The sequence below is a fragment of the Leptobacterium flavescens genome (assembly GCF_010671605.1).
GTDB lineage: Bacteria > Bacteroidota > Bacteroidia > Flavobacteriales > Flavobacteriaceae > Leptobacterium > Leptobacterium flavescens.
This window is the reverse complement of the sequence record NZ_JAABOO010000001.1, coordinates 1,111,571-1,136,309: the sequence shown is the minus strand read 5'-3', so window position 1 is coordinate 1,136,309 and position 24,739 is coordinate 1,111,571. Positions and strand designations below refer to the sequence as shown.

Genomic DNA, 24,739 nt, shown 5'->3' with positions numbered 1-24,739 from the left:
CAAGATGAGATTATTAAAAAGCTTTGGCTTCTACCTTGTTTTTCTACTGATTTTCAATAGTTGCAAGCAGCAAACTTCTGTTCAGGAGATTGCAACCGAAAATATTCAGCAGGCATTGGAGACCCTGTTTCCGGATGCCGAGATCAGCAGTATTGAGAATAAAGATCACTTTAAAGAATCTTTTCAACTTGTACTTAAAGAACCCTTAGATCATAATAACCCTTCCGCAGGTACTTTTGAACACTATGTGTATCTGTCGCATTTCGATATTGAAAAACCGGTTATCCTGGTAACCGAAGGCTATGGAGCAAGGCCACGCACTTATGAGTTGAGCAGGCTTCTGGATGCCAATCAGGTGATGGTAGAATACCGTTTTTACGGAAAATCAAGACCGGAACCGGTTCCGTGGGAATACCTGAAGAATGACCAGGCAATTGAAGATTATCATCAGCTTGTAGAAAAATTAAAGAAGATATATAAAGGGCCCTGGGTATCTACCGGTATCAGCAAAGGAGGGGAAACAGTACTCATCTATAAATCCAAATACCCGGAAGATATAGATGTAGCCGTTCCTTATGTGGCACCACTTATCAATACTCAGGAGGATCCCAGAACAACAGAACATATTAACAGTGTTGGAGAGGAAGCCTGCAGGGAAAAAATAAAAAATTTTCAACGCAGACTCCTGGAAAACAGAGAAGAACTAATAGGTGAAATAGAAACTCATGCAACCGAAAAGGAAATGAAATTCACACAGGTACCGGTTGCTGAGGCTCTGGAATACGCAGCATTGGAATTCTCCTTTTCTTTCTGGCAGTGGGGTGGGAACTGTGAAGAAATCCCGGATGAGAACGCCAACTCTAAAGAAATTTTCGATTATGTCAATAAAATAGTGGGGATAAGTTTTTACAGTGATAAGGTATATCACGATCTCTTACCTTCTTTTTATCAGCATATGGTAGAATTGGGTTATTACGGATTTGATATGAGCCCTGTTGAAGACCTCTTGCAGATCGTTAAAGACCCCACCAACAGCAGGTTTGCACCTAAGAATACCGATCTTAGTTATGATCCCGAATATATAAAAAGAGTAAGGGATTATGCCGAGACCAAAGGAGATAAAATACTCTATATCTACGGAGAATACGATACCTGGGGTGCGTGTGCACCATCACCCAAACCGGAAGTAGATGCATTGAAAATGGTATTGAAAAAAGGACATCACGGCACGCGTATACGACATTTTTCTAAGGAAGATCAGGAAAAGATCTATGCAAAATTAAAGGAATGGATGGGAGAGGATATTACACTTAATCCTCTTTATGCGGAGGAAGAATGATCAGAAGCCGAAATCGAACAGTTCTCCTTTGTACTCCCATATTTTCATAACAAAGAGCCCGGCATAGATTATAGCAACGATAAACTTTAAAAGGGTTCCGGTAACAAAACCCAGAAAAGAACCGAAAGCGGCTTTTAAGGCCTTTTTGGAATCGGCCTGATTGCTCATCTCTCCGATAAGGGCCCCGACAAAAGGACCGATTATGATACCTAGAGGCGGGAAAAAGATGATACCGACTATTAATCCGACCATTGTGCCTACTACTCCCGCTCTGCTTCCACCGAATTTTTTGGTCCCTATGGCAGGGATTATATAATCCAATACGGATATAATAATGGCAATGGCCAGGGTAATTCCCAAAAACCACCAGTTCATCGGGATGGATTTGGTAAGGTGTATCATCAGAAGACCCAGCCAGCTCATCGGAGGGCCCGGGAGTACCGGAAGAAAGCTTCCGAGAATACCTAAGCAAATAAATAACAACCCAAAAAACAGAAGAAGTATATCCATATTTTTTTCTTATGTGACGAAGTTAAATAAACTTTGTTACAAATTTTTTAACTAAAAAATTAGTTTAAACTAAATATTTAGTTATATTTGTGTTGTTCAACTAATAATTTAGTTCTAAAAATGAAGCAATTAACAAAAGCAGAAGAAGAGGTAATGCAATTATTATGGAAGCTTGAAAAAGCCAATGTTGCAGCGTTAATAAACGAACTGCCGGAACCTAAACCGGCCTATAATACGATCTCCACCATTGTAAGGATCCTCGAAAGCAAAGGATTTGTGGCACATGAAAAAGAAGGGAAGGGCTATTTGTACTATCCGCTGGTAAAGAAAACGGAATACAGTAACCAGTCGATCAACAAACTGGTAGACGGATATTTTCAGGGTTCATTTAAGAGTATGGTTTCCTTTTTTATGAAGAAAAATGACATTAATCTCTCCGAATTGGAGGATGTTTTGAATGAAATTAACAAGGACCAAAAAGAAGATAAGCAATGATCCATTTTATTATTCAATTCACAGGCTTTCAGCTGTTTTTTCTTCTGATCTACGATCTTTTCCTGAAGAAAGAGACCTTTTTTAACTGGAACAGGTTTTACCTGCTGGTAACTCCATTGTTATCGTTTGTAATTCCTTTTATAAAAATAGATAGCCTTAAAGGGGTGGTTTCCAGTGAGTACGTAAACGTATTACCCGAAATTATCCTGAATGCTTCCGGGAATCTGGAAGAACAGATCGCTCCCGCCATATCCGAACTCCCGTGGTGGCTTATTATGCTCATAATAGGTTGTATTGTTAGTACCGTTTTGTTTGCGTATAAGCTCCTGGCTTTATACAAACTGAAAAAGAGAAATAATGTTACCAGTTATGTGGGGTATTCCCAGGTGATCATTCAAAAGAGTAATGCCGCTTTTTCCTTTTTCAGGACTATTTTCCTGGGAGATCAGCATTTAAAGAAAGAGCACAGGCATATCATTGAACACGAACTGGTACACATCAGGGAAAAACACTCCCTGGACCTGTTGTTCTTTGAGGTTGTACGGATCGTATTTTGGTTTAACCCGCTTATTTATGTTTACCAGAACAGGATATCGGAACTTCATGAATTTATTGCAGATTCCAGGGTGGTCAAAATCCATAAAAAGGAACAGTACCAGGCATTGCTTTCGGAAGTCTTTAAAACAGAAAAAATATCATTTATTAATCAATTTTTTAATTCATCATTAATCAAAAAAAGAATAGTCATGTTACAGAAATCGAGATCAAAGAAAATTTGGAAATTAAAGTATTTACTATTGGTTCCACTGGTAATGGGAATGCTGATCTATACCTCCTGCGAAAAGGAAGAACAGCTAAGCGAAACTCAGCAGGAAGCGTTGAGCCTCGAACAACGACTCCTCCAACTGGAAGCAGCAATTAAGAACAAGGAAAATATGAGCGATTCAGAACGGATCAGGCTTCAGAATATCCTTAAAGAGATGCTGGAAGAGGAAAAAGAAATTAAAGATGAGGTTACCGTTTTTGGCTATAAGAAACCGGATGGACTTGTGGAAGAGAAGGAACACGTCTCCTTTCATGCCGTTGATCAGGTGCCTGTATTCCCGGGCTGTGAAGATGCTGAGGACAAGAGAGCGTGTTTTCTTCAAAGGATACAGGAGCATATCCGTGAGAATTTCAGATATCCGGAAGAAGCTCAGGAACAGGGTATCGATGGAAGAGTTTCTGCTTTGTTTTTCATAGGCGATGACGGGTATGTCAGAGATATAAGGCTAAGAGGTCCTCATGAAGTACTGGAGGCTGAAGTATACAATATCTTTAGTAAGTTGCCAAGAATGACCCCGGGCAGGCTTGACGGAAAAGCAGTGACCGTACCCTTTTCTATTCCGGTTACTTTTAAATTGAATTAACAGTTCAGTAAAGATTAAGTCCCGAAATAAATAAAACATGATAAAAAAACTAAAATTGGTTTTAGGATTGTTGTTTATTAGCCAGGCCGGAGCTCAGTCTCCGGCCGTGACTGTTGCAGACAGTCTCTACAGGTTAGGGAATTACACAAAAGCAATTAATGAATATACCAAAGATCCTTCTTCTTACGCCCGGATGCAGATTGCCAGGGCATATAATGCTATAGGGAATTACCATAAATCGATGCTGGAATATGAAGTGTTGACCGAAAAGGAAGAAAACCTTCAGACTGCCAGCTATGAACTCGGAAAACTCTACCTGAAAACAAAACTGTTTGACAAGGCCAAAGAAACTTTTAACGGACTTATTCTGGAAGATAATTCCAATCCGCAGTACCATTATCAGCTGGGACTTTCCTATTCAGGCCTGGGAAACCTGGAAGCGGGACTCAGGGCCTATACAAATGCTTACAAAATAGATTCTACTCATTTAAGGAGTATCGGTAAGATTGGTATTCACTATCTGATAAAGAGAGAAAAAGATTCTGTCCTGAAATATGTGGATAAAGGACTTGATTTTTACCCGAAATCCCTGGAACTTATCAACCTTAAAGCCCTTGCATATTACAATGACAACAATTTTGAGGAAGCCATCCCCTGGCTGGAAAGATTGCTGGAACTGGGAAATGAAAAGGAATATATATACGAAAAACTGGGGCGTAGTTACCGTGAGGAGTTAAAATATGACAAGGCACTATTGGCGTACGAAAAATTAAAGGAGTTTGATGATACCAATCCAAAGCCCTGGCTGGAAATGGGGCATATTTACTGGTATAAGAAGGAATATGAGAAAGCCATTTCACACATTAAGGAATCGATCGAATTACAACAATTCAGCTTTCCGAAAGAATATACGGCTCTGGCACGGATCTACCTTGAAATGAGAAATAAGGGAAAGGCACTGGAATACTACAAACTGGCTCATAAGGAGGAACCCGAAAATTTCCTGACCTATTATCAGGTATGCTTTCTGGCAGATCATTATTATAAAGACAGTGCTACCAAACTGAGATATTATGAAAGCTTTCTGGAGAAATACAAGGAGACGGAAAGCCCCTTCCATAACTATGTGGAAAAAAGGATATCGGAACTTAAAGCAGAAATACATCTGGCACAGGAATAGATTGCTTAAAAAATCGTAATTTTCGGTTATAGTTACGATTTGTATGAGAACGACCTTTTTTATCATATGCTTTATTATACTGCTAAATAGCGGAGGTTGTTCTTACCTGAAAGATCAGGATAAAAAAGCCGATGAGTTGGCATCTCAGCGAATAGATACGATTAACTGGAATGAAGTAGACAGCTTTCCGCTCTTTGAGAGTTGCAATGAGCTGGCTCCCAAGGAAGAACAAAAAGTCTGTTTCGAAAGTACTTTCAGCAGGCATTTGATGAGTGCCCTGGGAGAACATGAGTTTGTAGTTAATTATTCGATCAGGGAAACGGTTTTGCTCGACCTCAAGATTGATCATCAGGGAGCGGTTTCTATTCTCAATATCAGAGCAAGTGAGAACCTGAAGAGACAACTCCCTCAACTGGAAGCTGCCCTGGAGAAAGCTATCCGGAAACTCCCCAAAATATACGCTGCACAGAAAAAAGCCAAATCGGAATTTGAGATACAAATGGTACCGGTCTCTACCCGTTTTACGCTTCCTATAGAGTTGGACGTAAAGTAAAAAACACTTTTCTTTAAAAGTTTCGTTAAAAATACATATATGCTTGTGTAAAATGACATAAAATTGTAATTTTACATAGTGTAATAAGTAAATTTACCAAACATGGAAGCAATTACATTAACCGATTTTGTAGATAAAAGCAATAATTCACCTACCACAAAGCTGAAGATCATTCACGCGAGCAGGAATGGTGTGTCTCGTTCAGACCTTAAAAAATTTAGCCTGAGGGTAGCTTTACCCATTACAAAAATATCTGAAATAGTTCCTGCTTCTTATTCCACCCTGGCAAAAAAAATGAATTATGATAAGGAGGTGAGTGAACGCCTTTTTGAAATAGCCGAAGTATATGCAAAAGGCTTTGAAGTTTTTGGCGATGAAAAAAAGTTTACACGCTGGTTAAACAAATCGAATATTGCTTTGGGAGGAGAAGTTCCGTTCTCCTTACTGGATACAAGTTACGGGGTTCAGTTGGTTCTTAATGAAATAGAGCGTATCAATTACGGAATCTTTGTATAATGATCGTATACAGAATAGACCGGAACAAGCGTAAAAATGACCTATTATCCGGAATCGGAGCCGAAAAAGTAGGAGGTCGCTGGAATAAGATAGGAACAAGGGCCGTATATACCTCAGAGAATGTCTCTCTTTGTTACCTGGAAATCGTAATGCATCTGGATATTTCCGAAGACCTGCCGGACGACCGGATCCTGGTTCATATAGAGATCCCGGATGAGATAGAAATATCAGAGGAGAAAAAATTACCCAAAAACTGGAACAGCTTTCCATACAATAGTGGGACACAAGAGATCTTTACAAAATTCTGCAATGAAAGAAAGGGAGCTGTTTTAAAAGTTCCTTCGGCCATTGTAGGCTCCGAATACAATTTTGTGATCAACCCTTTGCATCCCGATGCGGCTAAGATCAAAATAGTTAAAATAGAAAAATTCTCTTTTGATAAAAGATTGAAAAAGTAGGCTTAGCGTTCAAAATTACGCCCTTTCCAGACATAGCCTTTTTTAAAACTGGACAAGGCAACATATACGCAGAAAAAAGGATAGACCACACTGCTTAAGGGGTAGTTTTTTAATTGTTCTTTCTGCTGGAAGAAGAAAGCGGCATATGCCAGAAGCAGGAGATCAATAAAAAATTTAACTGCAAAGGATATCAAAAAATATCCCCAGTATGATGCACTGATCAGAGAAATGATCAACAGCACAATAAGACTTATATTCATCAGTAAGACCAGACTACCGATCCATTTCCCCATAGGGTTTTTATAAGCCGATGTCTTGGCAGCCCATCTGATACGTTGTTGCACAAGGGCATTCCATCCGTTTTGCGGCCGGGTCTTTACAATCAGGTCGCGGTTTTTGAGGTAGACAACCTTATCGGGATAATGTTTCTGCATTTTTTCCAGCAGAAAGATATCATCTCCGCTGGCAATGATATCATTTCCTATAAATCCCATGACCTCCACAAAAGCTTTCTTTTCATAAGCCAGATTGGCTCCGTTGCACAAAAAGGCTTTCTTCCATCCGAAGGCACCCATCGTAATAGCCTGAAGACTCTGGAAGTCCAGTAACTGAAAATGATCGGAAAAACGGTCTTCTACCATATAGGTAACCGGTCCGGCAATAAATTTAGGCCCGTTTGTCCCGATCGCCGAATCGAAGATCCATAGCCAGTTTGCAGGAAGGATACAATCGGCATCCGTAGTTACGATCCATTCATTTTTTGCCCTGGATATTGCTGTCTCTATAGCATCTTTTTTTGGAGATGTTGAAGACCTGATATTTCTGATCACAGAGATATTGAGTGTGGTAGTTGCACTGAAATCCCGAATGATCTGTGTAGAGTTATCTGTCGAATCATCGTCTATCATTATTATCTCGAACATGGGAGCGGGATAATCCAACGTTTTCAGAGAATCCAGAAGAGATGGCAGGTTTGAGCTCTCGTTCCTGAAAGGGATAACTATGGAGAAACGTGTTTGAGGAACCGGGAAAATTTCATTCCTGCTCATTTTTAGTTTGTAGAAACCGTAAGCAAACCAAAGGATCAAGAGGCAATACAAACTTAATATGACGAACAGGATTATCATTTTATTTATCTGCGATTTCTTTCTCGTTAAAAGATACGGGATTAAAAGAAAAGTTCAATACATAATAACTTCCCGCAACAGCAGGGAAAACAAAATTCAGCAACCACATCAGCGTAATGACCGAAAGCACACTCAATTCGTTTACACCCCAGAAACCAAATACCCATACGGCTACACTTCCTTTGACAAGTACATCAAAAATAAACAACATGGGAATGGCCGAAGTTAGCAGATATACTGTGCTGATGGCCGCCATCATTTCCCAGTAACCGGCCTGAACCCCGAAAATGAAAAGCAGGAAGTAAAACTGATGTGAGAAGATCAGGTAGCGCACCAGGGAAAAAGCAATATTGGCTAGCTGTACCTTTAGGGTGATCTTTTTCAGGAAAGCTTTTAATTTTTCGACAGGCACTCCGTTTATCCTGTACTTCTTCTGCTTTATAAACCAGAACACAAACCCGGACAAAAATAACAGAAAAGCGAGAATGAGATATATACGGTTTAGTGAAATATTAAGGGGATAATGTCTCAGAAAAAAACTAAAACCCACAGATCCGAAGAGAAGGGTGGCAAACAATTGCCCCAGATTATTGATCAGAGTAAGTAATACGATCTTTTTACGGAGTTTTTTTTCAAAATAAAGGGCTTTGGCCCCGTATTCTCCTATTTTGTTGGGTGTAAACAAAGATGCGGTAAGGGCCCCCAGGCTTTGCCGGACAGAATCGCTAAAACTGATGCTTTTAACCGGAGAGACCACCGTTTTCCATTTAAGGACCTCAAAAAACCAATTGGCTATACTAAAAGTTATGAGCAGAACGATATTGGTAAATGTTATGATCTTCTTACTGTTTAAGAGGTTGATGAAGACCTGAAAGTCGAGCAGATCATTATTGGTCAGGCGATAATAGATAAAGTAAGTGGCACCAAATACAATAGAAAGTTTTATGAGCAGGAATAAGAATTGCTTAGATTTGTATGTGGCGGCTTTTTGCATGGATACAAAGTAAACAATTATTAATTGTCTCACCCGTATCTGCCCTCAGATAAAAACAACGCAGAAACAATATCCAGGATTGAAAACGGAAAAGATCATATTAGGAATAGACCCGGGAACTACCATTATGGGATTCGGGCTTATTAAGGTGATAAATAAGAAGATGGAGCTTTTGCAGCTCAATGAACTGCAATTAAAGAAATACGACGATCACTATGTAAAACTAAAAGTGATCTTTGAAAGAACCATCCAGTTGATAGATACTTACCATCCGGATGAAATTGCAATTGAAGCTCCCTTTTTTGGAAAGAATGTGCAATCCATGCTAAAACTGGGGCGTGCACAGGGAGTGGCCATGGCTGCCGGTCTGTCACGGCAGATACCGATTACCGAATACTCTCCTAAAAAGATAAAAATGGCCATTACGGGTAACGGAAATGCCAGTAAGGAACAGGTAGCAAAAATGTTACAGGGAATGCTGAAGATGAAAGAACTACCCAAAAACCTCGATTCTACCGACGGTCTTGCAGCTGCAGTTTGCCATTTTTACAATGAAGGAAAGATCGATACGGGCAAAAGCTATTCGGGCTGGGCTGCTTTTGTAAAGCAAAATGAAAAAAGAGTTAAAAAAAAATGAGCAATTAGCAATGAACAATAAACAATGAACAGTGAATAGTGAATAGTGAGCACGGGGGTATGAGTGTAACATAAAGTAAGGAAGAGATGGAGAAGAAACTGAGAAATGACCCTTTGTCTACTAAATCATATGATTTTGTATTAACCATTGCTTATTGATTTCCAAAGCGGATGAATTGTCCAGGATATTGTTCTCCATTTTAAAATCCACCAGAATGAATAAAGAATAAACACAACCAATTTAATTGATAATTGTTCATTGATCATTGTCCACAGTAATGTCCGGAATTTATATACATATCCCTTTTTGTAAGCAAGCTTGTTATTATTGCGATTTTCATTTTTCTACTTCCCTGAAGAAAAAAGAAGAGATGCTTGCCTGTCTTAGGAAGGAGCTCTTCCTTCGGAAAACGGAGTTTGAGAAAGAAAAAGTAGAGACCATATATTTCGGGGGAGGAACACCTTCTGTTCTCAATACGGATGAGCTGGATCTTCTGATCGATGAGGTTTACCGGCATTATGATGTGGCAGATGCCCCGGAGATCACCCTGGAGGCCAATCCGGATGATCTTTCTCGTCAAAAAATAGAGGAACTTGCACAAAGCAGGGTAAACAGGCTGAGTATAGGGATACAATCTTTTGATGATGAGGACCTGAAGATGATGAACCGTGCTCATAATGCAGAAGAAGCTTCTTTTTGTATAGAATATGCCCGTAAAATGGGTTTTGATAATATTTCCATCGATCTGATATACGGGGTCCCGGAAATGAGTACGGAGCGGTGGTTAAAAAATATAAACAAAGCCCTGGAGTACGGAGTACCACATATTTCGAGCTACGCCCTTACGGTAGAACCTCGCACCGCTCTTGAGAAATTGATTGAGAAGGGAAAAGTAGCTCCCGTAAATGATGAGTTGGCCCAGGAACATTTTAACGTGCTGGTAGAAAAGCTGGAAGAACACGGATTTATTCATTACGAACTTTCCAATTTCGGAAAGGAAGGTTTTTTCTCAAGAAATAATTCGGCTTACTGGCTGGGGAAGAAATATATTGGTATAGGTCCGTCAGCTCATAGCTATGACGGCCGCCAGAGAAGCTGGAATATAGCGAATAACCCGAAGTATATCCGTGCTTTGGAAAAAGATGAGATCCCTGCAACTTTTGAAACCCTGTCTGCAGCCGACAGATATAATGAATACATAATGACGGGTTTGAGAACTATCTGGGGTGTTTCTCTGCGGAGAGTAGAGGAAGAATTCGGAAGGACCTGCAAGGAGCATTTACTCAAAAATTCTGAAAAATACCTGAAAGAGGGATTACTTTCCCTGAACGATCAGGTTTTGAGAACCACTCAAAAAGGAAAATTTTTAAGCGATGGTATTGCTTCTGATCTTTTTCTGTTAAATTTACGGGAAACGGGAGTTTAAAACACAAACTATATGCTAGCTACACTACTTTACGAAGGTGAAGAATATAAAATAGACCTGTCGAAACCTCTGGATATATCTATGCCTTTAAGGGGAGGAGATAAAAACATTACTTCCTGGTATTTACCCAGGCCCGAAATAAAACCGGCAGAGGTTGATGGCTTTGTGGTGAGTATTGCCGATGGAGCAGCCGTAAACTCAAACTCTGTTTTTTTTAACCCGCACGCTCACGGAACCCATACCGAATGTGTAGGGCATATTACCAGGGAATTCTACTCGATCAACCGTCAGCTACAGCAGTATTTCTTTAAAACAGAACTGATTACCGTAGCTCCCGGAAGAGTAGGAGATGACTTTGTGATCAGTAAAAAACAGATAGAACAGTTATTGGGAACAAAACGCCCTCAGGCCCTTGTTATCAGAACAATCCCCAATGATAAGGACAAGTGTAATAAGGATTATTCTCATACCAATCCGCCTTATCTGCTGGAAGAAGCTGCTGTTTTTATCAGGGAGATAGGTGTGGAACATCTGCTTATCGATCTTCCTTCGGTAGATAAAGAGAAAGATGACGGCCTGTTACTGGCGCATAAGGCATTTTGGAATTGCCCGGATAAGCTTCGCCTGGGAGCAACGATCACCGAGTTTATTTTTGTACCTAACAAGATATCGGACGGTAGTTATTTTTTGAACCTTCAGGTAGCACCATTCGATAATGATGCCACTCCAAGTAAGCCTGTCCTTTACAGGATTAACGACAAAATTTCACTTTAAGTTATCGCAATGGAGAACTTCTTCGGACTTCTTTTGGGATTATTGGTAGGGGCACTGGCCATGTACGGGCTGTTTATATATTTTAAGAAAAAGAGAAACAGGGAACTTACCGAAAAACAATCGGTAATACTGTTGGACAAGATAAGGAGTGTTTGTAAGCTGATAAGTATAGAAGGCGATTTTGCCGAGATCTATCACTATGAGAATAGTAAGGAACGTTTTTTAAAACTCATCAGCAGTAAAAAGAAAGCTCTGATCATCATCAATGCAAAAGCGCATATAGGTTTCGACCTGTCTAAGGTGAAAATGAAAGCCGATAAGGAACAGAAAAGGATCTTCCTTAGTTCTTTTCCTCAACCGGAAGTTCTATCCATAGAACCCGATCTGAAATACTACGATATTAAGAACGGACTTTTTAATAAATTTGACTCCCGGGATCTTTCCGAATTAAACAGGGAAGCCAAGGAACATATTCTAGAGAAGATCCCCGAAAGCGGCCTGATGGAAGCAGCCAGAAAAGAGGCTTTGGATGCGGTTCTGCTTATAGAAAATATTGTAGAGACCATAGGATGGAAACTGGATTATTCCGCTTTGAAAATTGAGGATAAAAAAATTAAAAGGATCGAAGAATGAATATTGAGGAATTTCGGGATTACTGTATTGCCAAGAAAGCGGTTACCGAAGAGTTTCCGTTTAATGAAGAAGTATTGGTGTTTAAGGTAATGGGTAAGATGTTTGCACTTACATCCCTTAAAAAATGGGAACAGGGAGATCATTCTATCAACCTGAAATGTAATCCGGAACGTTCACTGGAACTCAGAGAACAATACGAAGGTATTTATTCGGGTTATCATATGCATGGAAAGCACTGGAATACCGTAGATGTCGGTAGCGGAGAATTACGACCGGCATTCATCAGGGAACTTATAGACCATTCTTATGAGCTGGTAGTAAAGGGACTTCCCAAAAAAATAAGAGAAGAGTTTGAGAGAATGTGAATTATACCATTAATTTGCCAAAAGAATAAGAAGAATAGATGAAGAGGCCATTTGAATTTTACACTGCACAGAAAGAATTATATAAAGAGAAACTTACAAAAACCAAAAAACGCCTTGCGGGTCTGAGCGTACTCAGGATACTCGTTTTTGTCGCTACGATCGCAGGGGTTTATTTCAGTTTTGACCAGGCAAAACTCCCACTTATCATTGGTGTTGCGGGGATTGGACTTTTTCTGTTCCTGGTTTCGAAATATACCGATATTCAGTACGAAAAAAATAAATTAAAGGAATTGGTTTCCCTGAATAAGAGGGAATTGAAAATTAAAAAAGATAATTTCGGTTTTATAGAGGACGGAGAAGAGTTTTCAGATCCTGTTCACGCTTACAGTAACGACGTTGATCTTTTTGGCCCGGGATCATTCTTTCAGTACCTGAACAGGACGGTTACTAATTCTGGGAAAGAGGAATTGGCCCGCCTGCTGGCGTCCAATGAAATAAAAGATATTGATAAAAAACAGGAAGCCATAAAGGAGTTAGAGCAAATGCCCGAATGGGGGCAGGAGTTCAGAGCTACCGCAGCGCTGGCTAGAACGGAAACTCCCGTTCCTGTTATCCTGAAGTGGCTTAAAGAATATACCCCTATTATTCCCGGGTATATGAAGACTTTTGCTGTGATCTTCTCAATAATTTCGGCAGGGATTATTAGCCTTGCTGCTCTGAGTCTGGTGCCGGAAGGAGTAGTGATATTCTGGCTGGTTGCCGGTGTTTTTGTAGTAGGAAGGTATCTCAAAAAGATAAGCCATCTCTCTCAGCAGACCTCTAAAGTTCAGGATACTTTTCAGCAGTATCACCGTCTTTTGATGCAAATAGAAAAAACCTCCTTTACATCCGATCTGTTAAAAGAAAAATATAACGAGATCCACTCAGACAGTAAAAAGGCTTCTGAGATAGTCAGGGACTTTTCCAAAGCCCTGGATGCTTTCGATCAGCGTAACAATATCTTTTTTATCATTCCGGCCAACGGCTTCTTTTTATGGGATATTTTCCAGGTAAGGCGTATGGAAAAATGGATTGTAAATTACAAGGATCGCGTGGAGAAATGGTTTGAGGTCATTGCATTTTTTGATGCACAGATCTCTCTGGCAAATTTTGCTTTTAATCATCCGGACTATACGTACCCAAAGCTTAATACGAATGGGAACACGCAAATAAAAAGACTGGGGCATCCGCTGGTAGATGAAGAAAAACTGGTAAGGAATAATTTTGAAATGGAAACCGGGCAATTCTTTGTGATCACCGGAGCAAATATGGCCGGGAAAAGTACTTTTCTAAGAACCGTGTCCCTACATCATATTATGGCCAACACGGGTTTACCTGTCTGTGCAGAGGTGAGTGAATATGCACCTACCAAACTTATTACCAGTATGCGGACTTCTGATTCCCTTTCTGATGACGAATCGTATTTTTTCTCCGAGCTTAAACGGTTGAAGTTTATTGTGGAAAAGATCCAAAAGGAAACTTATTTTATAGTCCTGGATGAGATCCTTAAAGGGACCAACAGTAAGGATAAAGCTACCGGTTCCCGAAGATTCCTGGAAAAACTCACCGAATCCAATTCTACAGGTATTATTGCTACCCATGACCTGAGCCTCTGCAAGGTTGCGGAAGCTTATACAGGGGTGGAGAATTATTATTTTGACGCCTATATTCAGAATGATGAATTGTCATTCGATTATAAGTTTAAAGAAGGGATCTGTCAGAATATGAATGCTTCCTTCCTTCTGGAGAAAATGGGAATTGTATAAGCGATCTATTTCTGGCGTTCGTACTTTGCGTAAAACCATAGTTTAGGAGAGAGGGAGGTGTCATCGCCTTCATAATATCCCCATCCGATGATCTCGTAAAAATTCTCGGAGACGGTTTCCTTAAAGTACTCTACCCGTTGTGGAGATTGTTCATCCCTGCTCCAGATAATAGTATCCCCGCCTTCGATCTTCCCGTCGTGAATAACAGTCTCATCGGGTTTCCTGACCACGCACCAAACCTTCCCGTCCTGTATTTTGTTTACCCCCTTACTCACTACTTCTTTTTGAGTATCGGGATAAAAATCTGTGATCGTGACCCGTTGAAAAAAAGGACTGTCGGAAGTGTATACCTGGGTAACATCTATGCTGTTAACCAGTTTTAAACCGTCTTTTTCCAGACTTTTAAGGGAGATATCTTTCATAGATACCTGATCTTTCGGTAATTGTTTAAGGTCCTGGTAGATCAGGAACTTCCCTTTCCAGGTTCCGTCAAGGATCTTAAAGACGTTTTCGAAGGCTTTGTCTTTTTTGTTAAAGACAGGTGAGTTGTCTATATCATCTACCGCTACCTGGTTCTGGCAGGAAGCAGAAAAACAGAAGATAAATATCAGATAAAAAAGAATTCTTTGTTTCATTTTAGCAATTTATTTGAGTGCGGCAATTCCGCACTATCAAAAATAATGAATATCTGTCTCTTTTTTTGAGTTTTTACCATTTTGGAAACCCTGACCGCCATAAGGGAATTACGGCAAATACACATTCTTATAACCACTCGTCTACAGTAAACTACCATTCGTCTACACTAAGTGTTAATTTAATCGAAATGAGAAGGGAGAACCAGCCCTAAAGGCGGAAATTTATTGTATCCAATTTACGCAACAATATATAGTTTTAACAACCTCGCCATGAGTCTGCAAATTCTACTTATAGAAGATGACATGATTGAAGTGATGAAATTTAACCGGGTAATTTCCGGCTTGGATTTCAGGCACAAGATCGTGGAAGCCAGAAACGGGGAAGAAGCCCTGGAGCTCCTGGAGAAAAAGGATAAGCTTCCGGATATCATTCTCCTGGACCTGAACATGCCAAAGATGAACGGGATCGAGTTTCTGCGGATCCTTAAAAACGATGAGGTTTTAAAATTCATCCCAACAATAATACTTACTACTTCCAATAACAGAGCGGATATTCTGGAATGCTTTAAGATAGGCATTGCAGGCTATGTGATCAAGCCGCTTAAATATGAGGATTATGTAAGTAAGATCACTTCAGTACTGGAATATTGGAACAATAACGAATTATCAGGAATATGAAAGGGATAGTTTTTACAGAGTTTCTGGAAATGGTTGAATCCAGGTTCGGGTTGGAAATAGCAGATCATATTATTGAAAATTCTGAGCTTGAATCCGGAGGCGTCTATACGGCTGTCGGGATATATGATTTTTCCGAAATGCTAAGCCTGCTGGGTAACTTAAGCAAAGAAGTAGAAATTCCTGTCAACGATCTTATTTATGAATACGGGAACTATTTTTTTTATGTACTGACAAAACATCATCCTGATATTTTTAATTATTACAAAGATCCGATCTCTTTACTGGCCTCTGTGGAAGATCATATACATGTACATGTGCGGAAGATCTATCCCGGAGCAGAACTCCCCTCGTTTGAAGTACTGGAAAAAACTGATGAAAAGATCGTTATGCTGTATTCATCGGAGAGGGGAATGTATCGTTTTGCCCAGGCGTTAATGGAAAAAACTTTTGAGCATTACCATCGCAATCCACAAATAGAAATTGAAAAAATAAAGGAAAACGGAACCCTGGTAAGGTTTACGGCGGTTATTAATGAGTGAAGACAAAATTAAAATACTCGAAAGAGCCCTGGAAAGGGAAAAAGCTGCGCGAAAACAGGCAGAAAAGATCCTGGAAAATAAGTCTGTAGAATTATACGAACTTGCGAACCAGCTTAAAGCGACCAACTCGCAACTTGAAGAGATATTAAGCGAAAAAACTTCCGAACTTAAGGGAGTTTTTGAGAATATAGTAGATGCTTATGTGATGATGGATCTTTGGGGAAATGTCCTGAAGATGAATGAAGCAGCCAAAGACCTTTTAGGCTATGATATAGATAAAGAGGAATTTAATCTGCTGAATCTGGTACATAAAAAAGACCTGGAATATACAGCCAAAGCTTTTCAGCAATTATATAAAAAAGGGAGTTTTACCGATTACCAGGCGAGAGTCATTACTAAAGAAAAAGAGGTAAAGCTCGTTCATGTTAATTCGAGTATTATCTATAACAAGTATGGGAAAGCTATAGCTGCCCAGGGAATTGTACGTGATATTACCCGTGAAACCCAGGATCGGGAAATTTTTGAACGGCAAAAAAGACAACTGGATATTATAGTGGAGAATTCCCCGCTGGGGATCGTACTTACCTCCAACGGCACGATTATCAAATCCAATAAGACATTTCAGCGGTTTTTAGGATACTCCGGAAATGAGCTAAAAGGGAAAAAAGTAAAAGAGCTCACCTTTCATCTGGATTCGGAAGAAACCCGAAACAATATGAACAGTGTAGATGCAGGCAAAGTTGAAGGTTTTGCCATTAAGAAGCGATACCTCCGGAAAGACAACTCTGTTTTTGATGCCAAGACAACGGTAAGTGTTTTAAAGAACAGCAGAGGAACTGTAGAGTACCAGGTGGCAATGATTGAAGATATTACTCAACAGATCGCTAACGAAAAGCAGAAAGAACAATTACTGCTCAACCTGGAAAGAAGTAATGAAGAGTTGAAGAACTATGCCCATATAGTTTCTCATGACCTGAAATCGCCTTTAAGAAGTATCGAAGCCCTGATAAGCTGGTTAAAGGAAGATTACGGAGAAGCTTTTGACAATAAAGGCCTGGAGTACGTTCAGATGCTGGAAGATAAAATTGAGAATATGGACCACCTGATAGACGGGATCCTTAAATACTCCAGTATTAATGCTGAAGATATGCATAAGGAGAACGTAGATGTACACGAGATCCTCGAAGACATTATTGATACCATATATATCCCGGAGCATGTGGAAGTGAAGATCGTTGGAGAAATGCCCCAGCTAAGGGCAGACAGGACCAGAATGTATCAGCTTTTCCAGAATATTATTTCCAACGGGGTAAACTATATAGAAAGTAAAAAAGGACTGGTTGAAGTAGCCTGTGAAAACGAAAAGAATCATTGGCTTTTTTCGATCAGGGACAATGGAGTAGGTATTCCGAAGGAATATCACAACAAGGTGTTTAAGATCTTTCAATCTTTTGGATCCTATAACAAATCGAGCGGTATCGGACTGTCGATCGTAAAAAAAATAATCGATGTTTATCAGGGACGTATCTGGTTGGAAAGTGAAGAAAATAAAGGAACGACCTTCTTTATCAAACTTAAAAAGGAGATGGTATGAAAACGATTCAGGCAATTAAAAAGAACGATAAGAACTGGGAGTTTACCGGCTCGGAGGAAACTTTAAAGGAACCTCTGGTACTTGTTTTCGGTAACAGATATGCCCTTGAGGATAAAGGGATATACGATGAGATCAGATCTATGTTCCCGGACGGGCATGTTATATTCGGATCTACATCGGGAGAGATCCTTTCTTCCAGTGTTTATAAAGACACGCTCACACTGACGGCGATAGAGTTTGAAAGAAGCCACTTTGAAATAAAAAGATCTAATGTCCTGGATCATGAAAAGGATTCCAGGGAAGTGGGCCGCTCCTTAATGGAGCAATTCCCTCTCGAAAAGCTCCGCCATGTGTTTATTATCTCTGAAGGCAGTTTTGTAAACGGCAGCGGGCTGATTGAAGGATTAGAATCCGATCCGGCATATAAAATGGCAGTTACAGGTGGTTTGTGCGGAGATGACGCCCGTTTTGAAAAGACCCTGGCCTCCTATAATGAAAACCCGAAGGAAGGAGAAATTATAGCTATTGGCTTTTACGGGGAAAGCCTGGAGATCTCTTTTTCGAATTACGGAGGATGGACCCCTTTTGGTCCCGAGCGGATCGTTACCAAATCCAGAAGTAATATCCTGTACGAACTGGATGAGACCCCGGCCCTGGATCTGTATAAAAAATACCTGGGTGATAAAGCATGCGATTTGCCACAGGCAGCTTTGCTATATCCTTTAAGTGTTAAATCGGAAGAAAGGGAAAAGCCCCTGGTCAGGACCATCTTAAATATTAATGAGGAAAAGAATGCCATGGTACTTGCCGGCGATATTCCGGAGAATTCCAGGGTACAACTTATGATGGCAACAGTAGATAATATTGCAGACGGAGCTTCGAAAGCGGCAGAGGAGGCTATGAAAGGCAGAAAGAATAAACCGCAGCTTGCCCTTGTTGTAAGCTGTATCGGAAGGAAACTGATCATGGATCAGAGAGTGGAGGAAGAAATAGAGGAAGTAATAGAAGTTATAGGTGATCAATCGGTGATCAGCGGATTTTATTCCTATGGAGAAATGGCTCCATTTACAGGTAAAAAAGACTGTAAACTCCACAACCAGACAATGACGCTAACCTTAATCAGTGAATAATGCATTCGTTACTCAAAAGACAGATCAGAAAATTTCTCGAACAGGATGCCATTGAAGATCCGGAACTTAAGAGTTTCCTGGAGGCGGTAGACAAGTCCTATGTAAATTACGAAGAGCAGTTAAAAATGATCAAAAGGGCTGTGGCCCTTAGTTCAGAAGAACTTTATGATGCAAACACAAAACTGAGAGAAGAAGCAAAGCAGCAAAGAACGATCATCGAAAACCTGGACAATGTGATCTCGTCCTTAAAGAAGTATGTTCCCGCCGGTGAAACAGATATGGATGGCCCTGATAGCCTGGAATTGGAAGGCTTGCGCCTGGCCAATCTTATTGAAGAGCAGACGCGGGAGATCATGAATATAAGTTCGCAGAGGGAACAATTACTGCTCAATCTGGAGAAGAGAAATGAAGAGCTGAACGAGTATGCTTATGTGGTTTCTCATGACTTAAAATCGCCTTTGAGAAATATCAACACCCTGACAAACTGGTTAAAGGAAGATCATAAGAGGAGCCTCAATAAGAACGGTATAAAAACCCTGGATATGATCCTGGACAGCGTCGAGAAAATGGATGCGTTGATCAACGGGATCCTCAGCTATTCTACGATCGATAAATCCGAACAGCAAAGCTACAAGGTAGATTGTAACCACCTGGTAAATGAGATTATCGGTACCTCCTATATCCCCGATAATACCCATGTGATCATAAAAAATAAACTCCCGGTAATTGAAGGAGATAAATACAGGTTAAGGCAATTGTTCCAGAATCTGTTGCAGAATGCCATTCACCATATAGATAAGAAGAAAGGCCTGGTAGAAATAGCATCGAAAGAAGAAGATACCTACTGGCAATTTAGTGTTAAAGACAATGGAAAGGGAATCGAAAAGAAATACCATGAGAAGATATTCAAAATATTCCAGAAGCTGGAAGAAGACAGTAAAACCATAGGAATGGGGCTGGCAATCGTTAAGAAAATAGTGAATTTTTACAAAGGAGATATCTGGCTCAATTCGGAAATCGGGAACGGGGCCACTTTTTACTTTACCATCAAAAAATAAACCCGAAAATTATGGAGCAACCCAATCTTTTATATATAGACGACCTGGCCGGAAACGATAGTATGTTTAAACAAAAACTCATTCAGGTGATCAAGGAAGAGCTTCCCGAAGAGATAAAAATCTACCTGGAAAACTACGATAAAGGGGAATTTGTTAAAGCTGCTCAAAATGTGCATAAACTTAAACATAAAATTAGTATTTTAGGGCTTACAAAAGGTTATGCGATGGCTAATGAGTTTGAACATAACCTTAAAAACAACATCCCCCCTAACAATTTACACGAAGAATTTAAGACCTTGCTGGAAGTCATGGATGATTTCATAGCGAGACAGTAAAAAACTATGCTTATGGATTGTATTATTATTGACGATGAATCAATGGCAAGAACAATAATCAGACAACTGTGTGCCAACACGGAAGGACTGAATATTGTTGAAGAATTCCCGAATGCGATTGAGGCCATCAAGTTCCTTAACCAGAACAATGTCGATCTTATTTTTCTGGATATTCACATGCCCGATTTTACCGGTTTCGATTTTATTCAGACACTTAAGGACCCGCCAAAAATGGTCCTTACCACTTCCGATAAGAATTTTGCGATTGAGGCATTTGAATACGAATGCATAGTGGATTATCTGGTAAAACCCTTTTCGGAAGAGCGCTTTGCCAAAGCAATTCAGAAAGCAAAGGTTACGCTGGCAGGAGAAAATAAAGAACCGAATGCAACTGCTGCCACTGTAGACGAACCCGAAAACCATCTTTATGTCAATATAGACAGAAGGCTTATTAAAATAAATATCCCGGATATCTACCTGATCCAGGCCAAGGGAGATTATATCAGGATCAAAACCGAAGGAAAGAACCATATTGTTCATTCGACCATGAAGAAGATCGAGGAAAAACTTCCCAAAGACCTTTTCCTGAAAATACACAGGTCTTACATCATTAATATGAGAAGAATAATCGATATTGAAGACAACAGTGTCTTAATTGCCAAGGATGTAGTACCAGTAAGCCGCTCCAACAGGCCTGAGCTGATGAAACGGCTTAATCTTTTATAATAGGATCTTGATTGCCTTAATTAATCCAATCCTCCTTTACGGTTTGGCTTTCTCTGTGTAGGCCATTGTCTTTGTTTTCCGGTTCTCGGATTGTTAGGTAGTACACTTTTTTCACGAGAAGTCCTTTCAGGATCTTCACTGGCCATATAAGTAAGGATAGCTGCAAGGATCACATTATTTCTCACATCGTCAAAAACGATCTTGTCATAAGTATCCCTGTTTGTATGCCAGGTATAGTTCCAGTAAGACCAATTGAGAGAACTTAAAGAGAAAGCAGGTGCACCGGCAGCTACAAAGGAAGCATAATCAGAACCTCCGCCTCCGGGAACCCCAGGGAAATTAGTCTCTATATGCTGAGTGATCTCCGATGGAACTTTTTCCAGCCATCTGCCGAGATAGTCATAAGCATGAAGGAAACCTTGTCCCGAAAGATTTACTACTCTTCCGGTTCCGTTATCCTGGTTAAAGAGTGCCTGGACATTTTTTACGATCTCCGGATGATCCTCCACAAAGGCCCTGGATCCGTTTAATCCCTGCTCTTCACTTCCCCAATGTCCCACAAGGATCGTCCTTTTAGGATTGGGATATATTTTTTTAAGGATCCTCATTACTTCCATCATCATGATAGTTCCGGTACCGTTATCGGTAGCTCCTGTACCTCCGTCCCAGGAGTCGAAGTGTGCAGACAGGATCACGTATTCATCCGGCTTTTCGGTACCCTTGATCTCTGCTATCGTATTAAAAGTTGGAACTTTACCCAGGTCCTTGGACTCAGCAACTACTTTGATCCTTGGTTCATCTCCGTACTCTACCATTCTGTAAAGCATTCCGTAATCTTCCAGTGAAACGTCTACAGTCGGAATCTTTTTGGTACGTGCACTGAAGATCTTATTTACACCGAAACCTCTGGACCAGTTGGACTGAAGGATACCTGCCGCTCCGGCTTCTTCAAGAGCTGCAATGATCGTACGCCCGTTATAACCGGTCTTCCTGATCTTTTCTCTCCAGGCTCTGGTTTGCTCCGTTCTCTCTTTTTTCATTTTTTCAAATGACTCTTCGGTAGCGAATTCCTCCCAGTTGTAATCCGGGCGCCCGGTGGGTTGCTTCATGGATACCAGTACAAATTTGCCTTTAACATTGGGAAGCCATTGCTTGAATTCGGCTTCATTGGCAACATCGGGAATGGCTATGATACCTGCTTCCACTCCTTTCTTTCCCGTACCCGGATTCCAGGCAAGCTGCATAGCTTCCAGAGTTACTACACGCGGATGTACAAGGTCTACGTGAGTAATTCCTCGCTGCCATCCTTTCCACTCTCCCCATTGTTCGTTTCGGGCACTGATACCCCAGTTTTCATAAGATTTTACAGCCCAGTCATGAGCTTGTTTCATTTGAGGGGTCCCTACCAGTCTGGGACCGATAACATCCAGTAATTCGTGAGCCAGTTTCTCCAGCTGCGAATTTTTGTTAGCCTCATTGATAATACCCTCTATTACCTGGTCTTTATCCTGAGCTACCATCGTAGCAGAGGATACCAAAAGGGCAATTAAAAAGAATCGATTTAGAAATTTCATTTTGTGGGATTTAATTTTAGCTAGTTATAATTCTATAATTGAATATGTTATTCAATAAAAGTATCCTAAATGTTCGGGTATTACAAAAGTTTAACTTTTCGTAATTCATTTTTCGACCAGCTTTCCTTTGGTGTCAATAAAGATCCACTGATCGGTAGACATCATCTGCCTCCCCTCATTATCTTTGATCTGACAATATATTGCTACCCTCGCCTGGCCATTAAAAAAGGGAAAAGCACATTTGTACAGAGGAGCTATTACAATGTTTCCCTCATCGTTTGCATAACCTATTTTCCCATCCTTTATAATCCGGAAGAGACCATCTCTCGGGCTATCGGGCTGGCCGTTCTGACCATATACTTCAAAAAGTGTGTTTTCCTTCTTATCGATCCCGATAATCCTCCCGCTTTTTTCCTTCACGATGGCGTGTGTTCTTAAAGTATCCGTATAACATTCGTATTTACCGGCAGGGATAATAGTATCCCCTTTAATATTAACATAGCCGCTTTGAGCGCCCTTAACATTAAAGCCTCCTTCATAAAATTTAATAAGAAACTGATCTTCTTTTTTGTCTTTCGCACAGGAAATAAAGAGGATGATACTGATCCACAGAATTTTTTTCATGGTTTTTTTAATAGAAGTTTAAAACGGGCTTTTTCTTGGAAAACCCTATGAAATTCCGGTAAATATATTGAATTCAACGCTTTGTTAAAACCCTTTTAACGTGCCTTTCCGGGCTTAAGAAAGATAAATACCGTTAAACCCTGTTGTTTTACAACTAAACTACACTTAAGCCCGATTCAACGATATTCGATAAAAAGTGGGGATATCTAGTCTAATTTTGGAGTATGAAATTGATGTACTTATGATTAAAAAACTACTATACCCCCCTAACTACAATTTTTTGGAGTATACCCCCGACGACTCAGGAATATCAATCTCTTGGGTCGTATACTTCAAAAGGAATACCGGCACATTACAACCCGGGAATAATGGAAGAATCATAGCTTTTAATGTCGGGAATTTGATCCCGAAGATCTATAAATACATACTAACAGACGACCGTAATAACAAACATACAGGAACTTTCATGCTTAATTGGGTTTAATTGATGGATGTACGGCAGCATGTGTCTGACCAAATAACTTTATACAGCTACTTTCTTGTGATTTCGCATTTATTTTAAAACCACCTTATACAAGGATGTACTGTTAAGAGAAAACCATAGTGTTAATTAGTGAATTAGCCAGGTCAGATTATTTGTTGCCGTACTTTTTTAATGTTTGCAGAAAACCGGTTTCTTAGTATAATAGAGCGTGAAAAAACAGCAGTACTATGAAAAATCCTTCCAATTAGCAAGGTAAGAATTAATCGATTTATCTTATTTTTTTTACGCATCGTCGGAATAAATATCGCCAGATCAATTTTTTTTAGTAAGTTTGTCTTCAATCCCCCCTCCAATTATTTTAGTAGAAAGCCCCTGACAATTACTAAGTTAACCCAAAACTTATCTGGTATGAATTACGGTATTGTAGTACCATGCTATAACGAGAGCTCCAGGCTTTCCAAAGCTTCTTTCAAAGAATTTATTAATTCTCACAAGGACTATCATTTCTGTTTTGTTAATGATGGTAGTAAGGATAATACATTAGATTTATTAAAACAATTAAAAGAGGAGTGTTCCAATGAGATCAGTATTTTGAATTTTCCAGAAAAGAGAGGAAAATCAAGTGCAATTTTAGAAGGAATACAATTTCTTTATTCAGTACCTTCCTTTGAGCAAATAGGGTTTCTGGATGCGGATCTATCTGTAAGTTTTGATGAGTATAAAGAAATGAATCAATTACTGGAATGTAATACTTCCTACAGTATTATATTCGGATCGAGGGAAAGGAACTCTGAAAGAGGTTTTTTCAGGGACTTTGTCTCACAAATAGGAAAAAGAATAATCAGATTTACTTTCAGGCTACCCTTCCAGGAGGCCAGATGTAAAGCCAAAATTTTCAGAAGAGATGCCATTCCCGTTGTGTTTCACAAGGAATTTGTGAGTAAATGGTTGTTCAATGTTGAAATATTTGTTCGCTTTATTAACAATTATCAACTGGGCTACAGGCCGGTAAGAAGAATACTGGAATACGAATTAAAGCACAGAAAAGGATTTAAGGAGCCTCGATTAAACCTTATAGATTTTATACTGGTACCCCGGGATGTATTTAAAATATATTTCGGATACCATTCAAAGTTTTGAA

Annotated in this window: 27 protein-coding genes; 21 read left to right on the top strand and 6 right to left on the bottom strand. The window is 39.9% G+C overall.

What is annotated here, in order from left to right; genetic code table 11:
* The first annotated feature begins 4 nt into the window (after positions 1-4).
* Positions 5-1,339: a S28 family serine protease gene (locus tag GWK08_RS05025; protein ID WP_163605801.1), complete on the top strand. Its 1,335-nt coding sequence runs from the start codon at positions 5-7 to the stop codon at positions 1,337-1,339.
* Here the strand turns inward: GWK08_RS05025 and GWK08_RS05020 are convergent, their stop codons facing one another.
* Positions 1,340-1,849, bottom strand: coding sequence for a DUF456 domain-containing protein (locus GWK08_RS05020; RefSeq protein ID WP_163605800.1), 510 nt, complete (start codon positions 1,847-1,849; stop codon positions 1,340-1,342).
* A gap of 120 nt (positions 1,850-1,969) precedes the next feature.
* Here GWK08_RS05020 and GWK08_RS05015 point away from each other — a divergent pair, with 120 nt between their 5' ends.
* From GWK08_RS05015 to GWK08_RS04990, 6 genes are all read left to right on the top strand, one after another.
* Positions 1,970-2,344, top strand: coding sequence for a BlaI/MecI/CopY family transcriptional regulator (locus tag GWK08_RS05015; RefSeq protein ID WP_163605799.1), 375 nt, complete (start codon positions 1,970-1,972; stop codon positions 2,342-2,344).
* On the top strand, positions 2,341-3,753 hold the full coding sequence (locus GWK08_RS05010) for a M56 family metallopeptidase (RefSeq protein ID WP_163605798.1): 1,413 nt from the start codon (positions 2,341-2,343) through the stop codon (positions 3,751-3,753). The genes GWK08_RS05015 and GWK08_RS05010 overlap by 4 nt, the downstream gene beginning before the upstream one ends.
* Positions 3,754-3,790: 37 nt before the next feature.
* Positions 3,791-4,933, top strand: coding sequence for a tetratricopeptide repeat protein (locus tag GWK08_RS05005; RefSeq protein ID WP_163605797.1), 1,143 nt, complete (start codon positions 3,791-3,793; stop codon positions 4,931-4,933).
* 43 nt (positions 4,934-4,976) lie between these two features.
* Positions 4,977-5,486, top strand: coding sequence for a hypothetical protein (locus GWK08_RS05000; protein WP_163605796.1), 510 nt, complete (start codon positions 4,977-4,979; stop codon positions 5,484-5,486).
* A gap of 102 nt (positions 5,487-5,588) precedes the next feature.
* Positions 5,589-6,002, top strand: coding sequence for a type II RES/Xre toxin-antitoxin system antitoxin (parS, locus tag GWK08_RS04995; protein WP_163605795.1), 414 nt, complete (start codon positions 5,589-5,591; stop codon positions 6,000-6,002).
* Positions 6,002-6,460: an RES family NAD+ phosphorylase gene (locus tag GWK08_RS04990; RefSeq protein WP_163605794.1), complete on the top strand. Its 459-nt coding sequence runs from the start codon at positions 6,002-6,004 to the stop codon at positions 6,458-6,460. The genes parS and GWK08_RS04990 overlap by 1 nt, the downstream gene beginning before the upstream one ends.
* 2 nt (positions 6,461-6,462) lie before the next feature.
* On the opposite strand, the gene GWK08_RS04985 is transcribed toward GWK08_RS04990, so the two are convergent.
* Both GWK08_RS04985 and GWK08_RS04980 read right to left on the bottom strand, forming a co-directional pair.
* Positions 6,463-7,509 carry a glycosyltransferase family 2 protein gene (locus tag GWK08_RS04985; RefSeq protein WP_239524857.1) on the bottom strand — a complete coding sequence of 349 codons (1,047 nt, stop codon included), beginning with the start codon at positions 7,507-7,509 and terminating at the stop codon, positions 6,463-6,465.
* 79 nt (positions 7,510-7,588) lie between these two features.
* A complete protein-coding gene (locus GWK08_RS04980) occupies positions 7,589-8,581 on the bottom strand; it encodes a lysylphosphatidylglycerol synthase transmembrane domain-containing protein (RefSeq protein ID WP_163605792.1) in 993 nt (330 codons plus the stop codon).
* A 79-nt stretch (positions 8,582-8,660) separates the two neighbouring features.
* Between GWK08_RS04980 and ruvC the strand changes: the two genes are divergently transcribed.
* From ruvC to GWK08_RS04950, 6 genes are all read left to right on the top strand, one after another.
* Entirely contained in the window at positions 8,661-9,218 is a 558-nt protein-coding gene (gene ruvC, locus GWK08_RS04975) for a crossover junction endodeoxyribonuclease RuvC (RefSeq protein ID WP_163605791.1), read from the top strand.
* A gap of 277 nt (positions 9,219-9,495) precedes the next feature.
* The gene (gene hemW, locus GWK08_RS04970; RefSeq protein ID WP_163605790.1) at positions 9,496-10,644 is read left to right on the top strand and encodes a radical SAM family heme chaperone HemW; all 1,149 of its coding nucleotides are present in this window, start codon (positions 9,496-9,498) and stop codon (positions 10,642-10,644) included.
* A 12-nt stretch (positions 10,645-10,656) separates the two neighbouring features.
* Positions 10,657-11,418 (top strand): cyclase family protein, encoded by a 762-nt coding sequence (locus tag GWK08_RS04965; protein ID WP_163605789.1) that lies wholly within the window; start codon positions 10,657-10,659, stop codon positions 11,416-11,418.
* Positions 11,419-11,427: 9 nt separating this feature from the next.
* Positions 11,428-12,051: a DUF4230 domain-containing protein gene (locus GWK08_RS04960; protein ID WP_163605788.1), complete on the top strand. Its 624-nt coding sequence runs from the start codon at positions 11,428-11,430 to the stop codon at positions 12,049-12,051.
* A complete protein-coding gene (locus GWK08_RS04955; RefSeq protein WP_163605787.1) occupies positions 12,048-12,416 on the top strand; it encodes an MmcQ/YjbR family DNA-binding protein in 369 nt (122 codons plus the stop codon). The genes GWK08_RS04960 and GWK08_RS04955 overlap by 4 nt, the downstream gene beginning before the upstream one ends.
* Before the next feature lie 38 nt (positions 12,417-12,454).
* The gene (locus GWK08_RS04950; protein WP_163605786.1) at positions 12,455-14,221 is read left to right on the top strand and encodes a MutS-related protein; all 1,767 of its coding nucleotides are present in this window, start codon (positions 12,455-12,457) and stop codon (positions 14,219-14,221) included.
* A gap of 5 nt (positions 14,222-14,226) precedes the next feature.
* Here the strand turns inward: GWK08_RS04950 and GWK08_RS04945 are convergent, their stop codons facing one another.
* The gene (locus tag GWK08_RS04945) at positions 14,227-14,856 is read right to left on the bottom strand and encodes a hypothetical protein (RefSeq protein ID WP_163605785.1); all 630 of its coding nucleotides are present in this window, start codon (positions 14,854-14,856) and stop codon (positions 14,227-14,229) included.
* A gap of 270 nt (positions 14,857-15,126) precedes the next feature.
* Here GWK08_RS04945 and GWK08_RS04940 point away from each other — a divergent pair, with 270 nt between their 5' ends.
* From GWK08_RS04940 to GWK08_RS04910, 7 genes are read left to right on the top strand one after another with little or no spacing between them, the layout of a single operon-like run.
* Entirely contained in the window at positions 15,127-15,534 is a 408-nt protein-coding gene (locus GWK08_RS04940; RefSeq protein WP_163605784.1) for a response regulator, read from the top strand.
* Positions 15,531-16,073 carry a heme NO-binding domain-containing protein gene (locus GWK08_RS04935; protein WP_163605783.1) on the top strand — a complete coding sequence of 181 codons (543 nt, stop codon included), beginning with the start codon at positions 15,531-15,533 and terminating at the stop codon, positions 16,071-16,073. The genes GWK08_RS04940 and GWK08_RS04935 overlap by 4 nt, the downstream gene beginning before the upstream one ends.
* Positions 16,066-17,667, top strand: coding sequence for a PAS domain S-box protein (locus GWK08_RS04930; RefSeq protein WP_163605782.1), 1,602 nt, complete (start codon positions 16,066-16,068; stop codon positions 17,665-17,667). Before GWK08_RS04935 ends, GWK08_RS04930 begins: the two co-directional genes overlap by 8 nt.
* Positions 17,664-18,797, top strand: a complete 1,134-nt coding sequence (locus GWK08_RS04925; protein ID WP_163605781.1) for an FIST signal transduction protein — start codon at positions 17,664-17,666, stop codon at positions 18,795-18,797. Before GWK08_RS04930 ends, GWK08_RS04925 begins: the two co-directional genes overlap by 4 nt.
* On the top strand, positions 18,797-19,855 hold the full coding sequence (locus tag GWK08_RS04920) for a sensor histidine kinase (RefSeq protein ID WP_163605780.1): 1,059 nt from the start codon (positions 18,797-18,799) through the stop codon (positions 19,853-19,855). Before GWK08_RS04925 ends, GWK08_RS04920 begins: the two co-directional genes overlap by 1 nt.
* An 11-nt stretch (positions 19,856-19,866) precedes the next feature.
* The gene (locus GWK08_RS04915) at positions 19,867-20,190 is read left to right on the top strand and encodes an Hpt domain-containing protein (protein ID WP_163605779.1); all 324 of its coding nucleotides are present in this window, start codon (positions 19,867-19,869) and stop codon (positions 20,188-20,190) included.
* 12 nt (positions 20,191-20,202) lie between these two features.
* Entirely contained in the window at positions 20,203-20,916 is a 714-nt protein-coding gene (locus GWK08_RS04910; protein ID WP_163605778.1) for a LytR/AlgR family response regulator transcription factor, read from the top strand.
* A 20-nt stretch (positions 20,917-20,936) separates the two neighbouring features.
* Here the strand turns inward: GWK08_RS04910 and GWK08_RS04905 are convergent, their stop codons facing one another.
* Both GWK08_RS04905 and GWK08_RS04900 read right to left on the bottom strand, forming a co-directional pair.
* On the bottom strand, positions 20,937-22,490 hold the full coding sequence (locus tag GWK08_RS04905; protein ID WP_163605777.1) for a M20/M25/M40 family metallo-hydrolase: 1,554 nt from the start codon (positions 22,488-22,490) through the stop codon (positions 20,937-20,939).
* A 105-nt stretch (positions 22,491-22,595) separates the two neighbouring features.
* Positions 22,596-23,114, bottom strand: coding sequence for a WG repeat-containing protein (locus GWK08_RS04900; protein WP_163605776.1), 519 nt, complete (start codon positions 23,112-23,114; stop codon positions 22,596-22,598).
* Between the two features lie 892 nt (positions 23,115-24,006).
* On the opposite strand from GWK08_RS04900, the gene GWK08_RS04895 reads away from it, so the two are divergent.
* Positions 24,007-24,738, top strand: coding sequence for a glycosyltransferase (locus GWK08_RS04895; RefSeq protein ID WP_163605775.1), 732 nt, complete (start codon positions 24,007-24,009; stop codon positions 24,736-24,738).
* Position 24,739: the final 1 nt, after the last annotated feature.

Bases quoted from the DNA above. Each gene is read 5' to 3' on its own strand.
- GWK08_RS05025 (WP_163605801.1), top strand. From the start codon at position 5: ATGAGATTATTAAAAAGCTTTGGCTTCTACCTTGTTTTTCTACTGATT.
- GWK08_RS05020 (WP_163605800.1), bottom strand. From the start codon at position 1,849: ATGGATATACTTCTTCTGTTTTTTGGGTTGTTATTTATTTGCTTAGGT.
- GWK08_RS05015 (WP_163605799.1), top strand. From the start codon at position 1,970: ATGAAGCAATTAACAAAAGCAGAAGAAGAGGTAATGCAATTATTATGG.
- GWK08_RS05010 (WP_163605798.1), top strand. From the start codon at position 2,341: ATGATCCATTTTATTATTCAATTCACAGGCTTTCAGCTGTTTTTTCTT.
- GWK08_RS05005 (WP_163605797.1), top strand. From the start codon at position 3,791: ATGATAAAAAAACTAAAATTGGTTTTAGGATTGTTGTTTATTAGCCAG.
- GWK08_RS05000 (WP_163605796.1), top strand. From the start codon at position 4,977: ATGAGAACGACCTTTTTTATCATATGCTTTATTATACTGCTAAATAGC.
- parS (WP_163605795.1), top strand. From the start codon at position 5,589: ATGGAAGCAATTACATTAACCGATTTTGTAGATAAAAGCAATAATTCA.
- GWK08_RS04990 (WP_163605794.1), top strand. From the start codon at position 6,002: ATGATCGTATACAGAATAGACCGGAACAAGCGTAAAAATGACCTATTA.
- GWK08_RS04985 (WP_239524857.1), bottom strand. From the start codon at position 7,509: ATGAGCAGGAATGAAATTTTCCCGGTTCCTCAAACACGTTTCTCCATA.
- GWK08_RS04980 (WP_163605792.1), bottom strand. From the start codon at position 8,581: ATGCAAAAAGCCGCCACATACAAATCTAAGCAATTCTTATTCCTGCTC.
- hemW (WP_163605790.1), top strand. From the start codon at position 9,496: ATGTCCGGAATTTATATACATATCCCTTTTTGTAAGCAAGCTTGTTAT.
- GWK08_RS04965 (WP_163605789.1), top strand. From the start codon at position 10,657: ATGCTAGCTACACTACTTTACGAAGGTGAAGAATATAAAATAGACCTG.
- GWK08_RS04960 (WP_163605788.1), top strand. From the start codon at position 11,428: ATGGAGAACTTCTTCGGACTTCTTTTGGGATTATTGGTAGGGGCACTG.
- GWK08_RS04955 (WP_163605787.1), top strand. From the start codon at position 12,048: ATGAATATTGAGGAATTTCGGGATTACTGTATTGCCAAGAAAGCGGTT.
- GWK08_RS04950 (WP_163605786.1), top strand. From the start codon at position 12,455: ATGAAGAGGCCATTTGAATTTTACACTGCACAGAAAGAATTATATAAA.
- GWK08_RS04945 (WP_163605785.1), bottom strand. From the start codon at position 14,856: ATGAAACAAAGAATTCTTTTTTATCTGATATTTATCTTCTGTTTTTCT.
- GWK08_RS04940 (WP_163605784.1), top strand. From the start codon at position 15,127: ATGAGTCTGCAAATTCTACTTATAGAAGATGACATGATTGAAGTGATG.
- GWK08_RS04935 (WP_163605783.1), top strand. From the start codon at position 15,531: ATGAAAGGGATAGTTTTTACAGAGTTTCTGGAAATGGTTGAATCCAGG.
- GWK08_RS04930 (WP_163605782.1), top strand. From the start codon at position 16,066: ATGAGTGAAGACAAAATTAAAATACTCGAAAGAGCCCTGGAAAGGGAA.
- GWK08_RS04925 (WP_163605781.1), top strand. From the start codon at position 17,664: ATGAAAACGATTCAGGCAATTAAAAAGAACGATAAGAACTGGGAGTTT.
- GWK08_RS04920 (WP_163605780.1), top strand. From the start codon at position 18,797: ATGCATTCGTTACTCAAAAGACAGATCAGAAAATTTCTCGAACAGGAT.
- GWK08_RS04915 (WP_163605779.1), top strand. From the start codon at position 19,867: ATGGAGCAACCCAATCTTTTATATATAGACGACCTGGCCGGAAACGAT.
- GWK08_RS04910 (WP_163605778.1), top strand. From the start codon at position 20,203: ATGGATTGTATTATTATTGACGATGAATCAATGGCAAGAACAATAATC.
- GWK08_RS04905 (WP_163605777.1), bottom strand. From the start codon at position 22,490: ATGAAATTTCTAAATCGATTCTTTTTAATTGCCCTTTTGGTATCCTCT.
- GWK08_RS04900 (WP_163605776.1), bottom strand. From the start codon at position 23,114: ATGAAAAAAATTCTGTGGATCAGTATCATCCTCTTTATTTCCTGTGCG.
- GWK08_RS04895 (WP_163605775.1), top strand. From the start codon at position 24,007: ATGAATTACGGTATTGTAGTACCATGCTATAACGAGAGCTCCAGGCTT.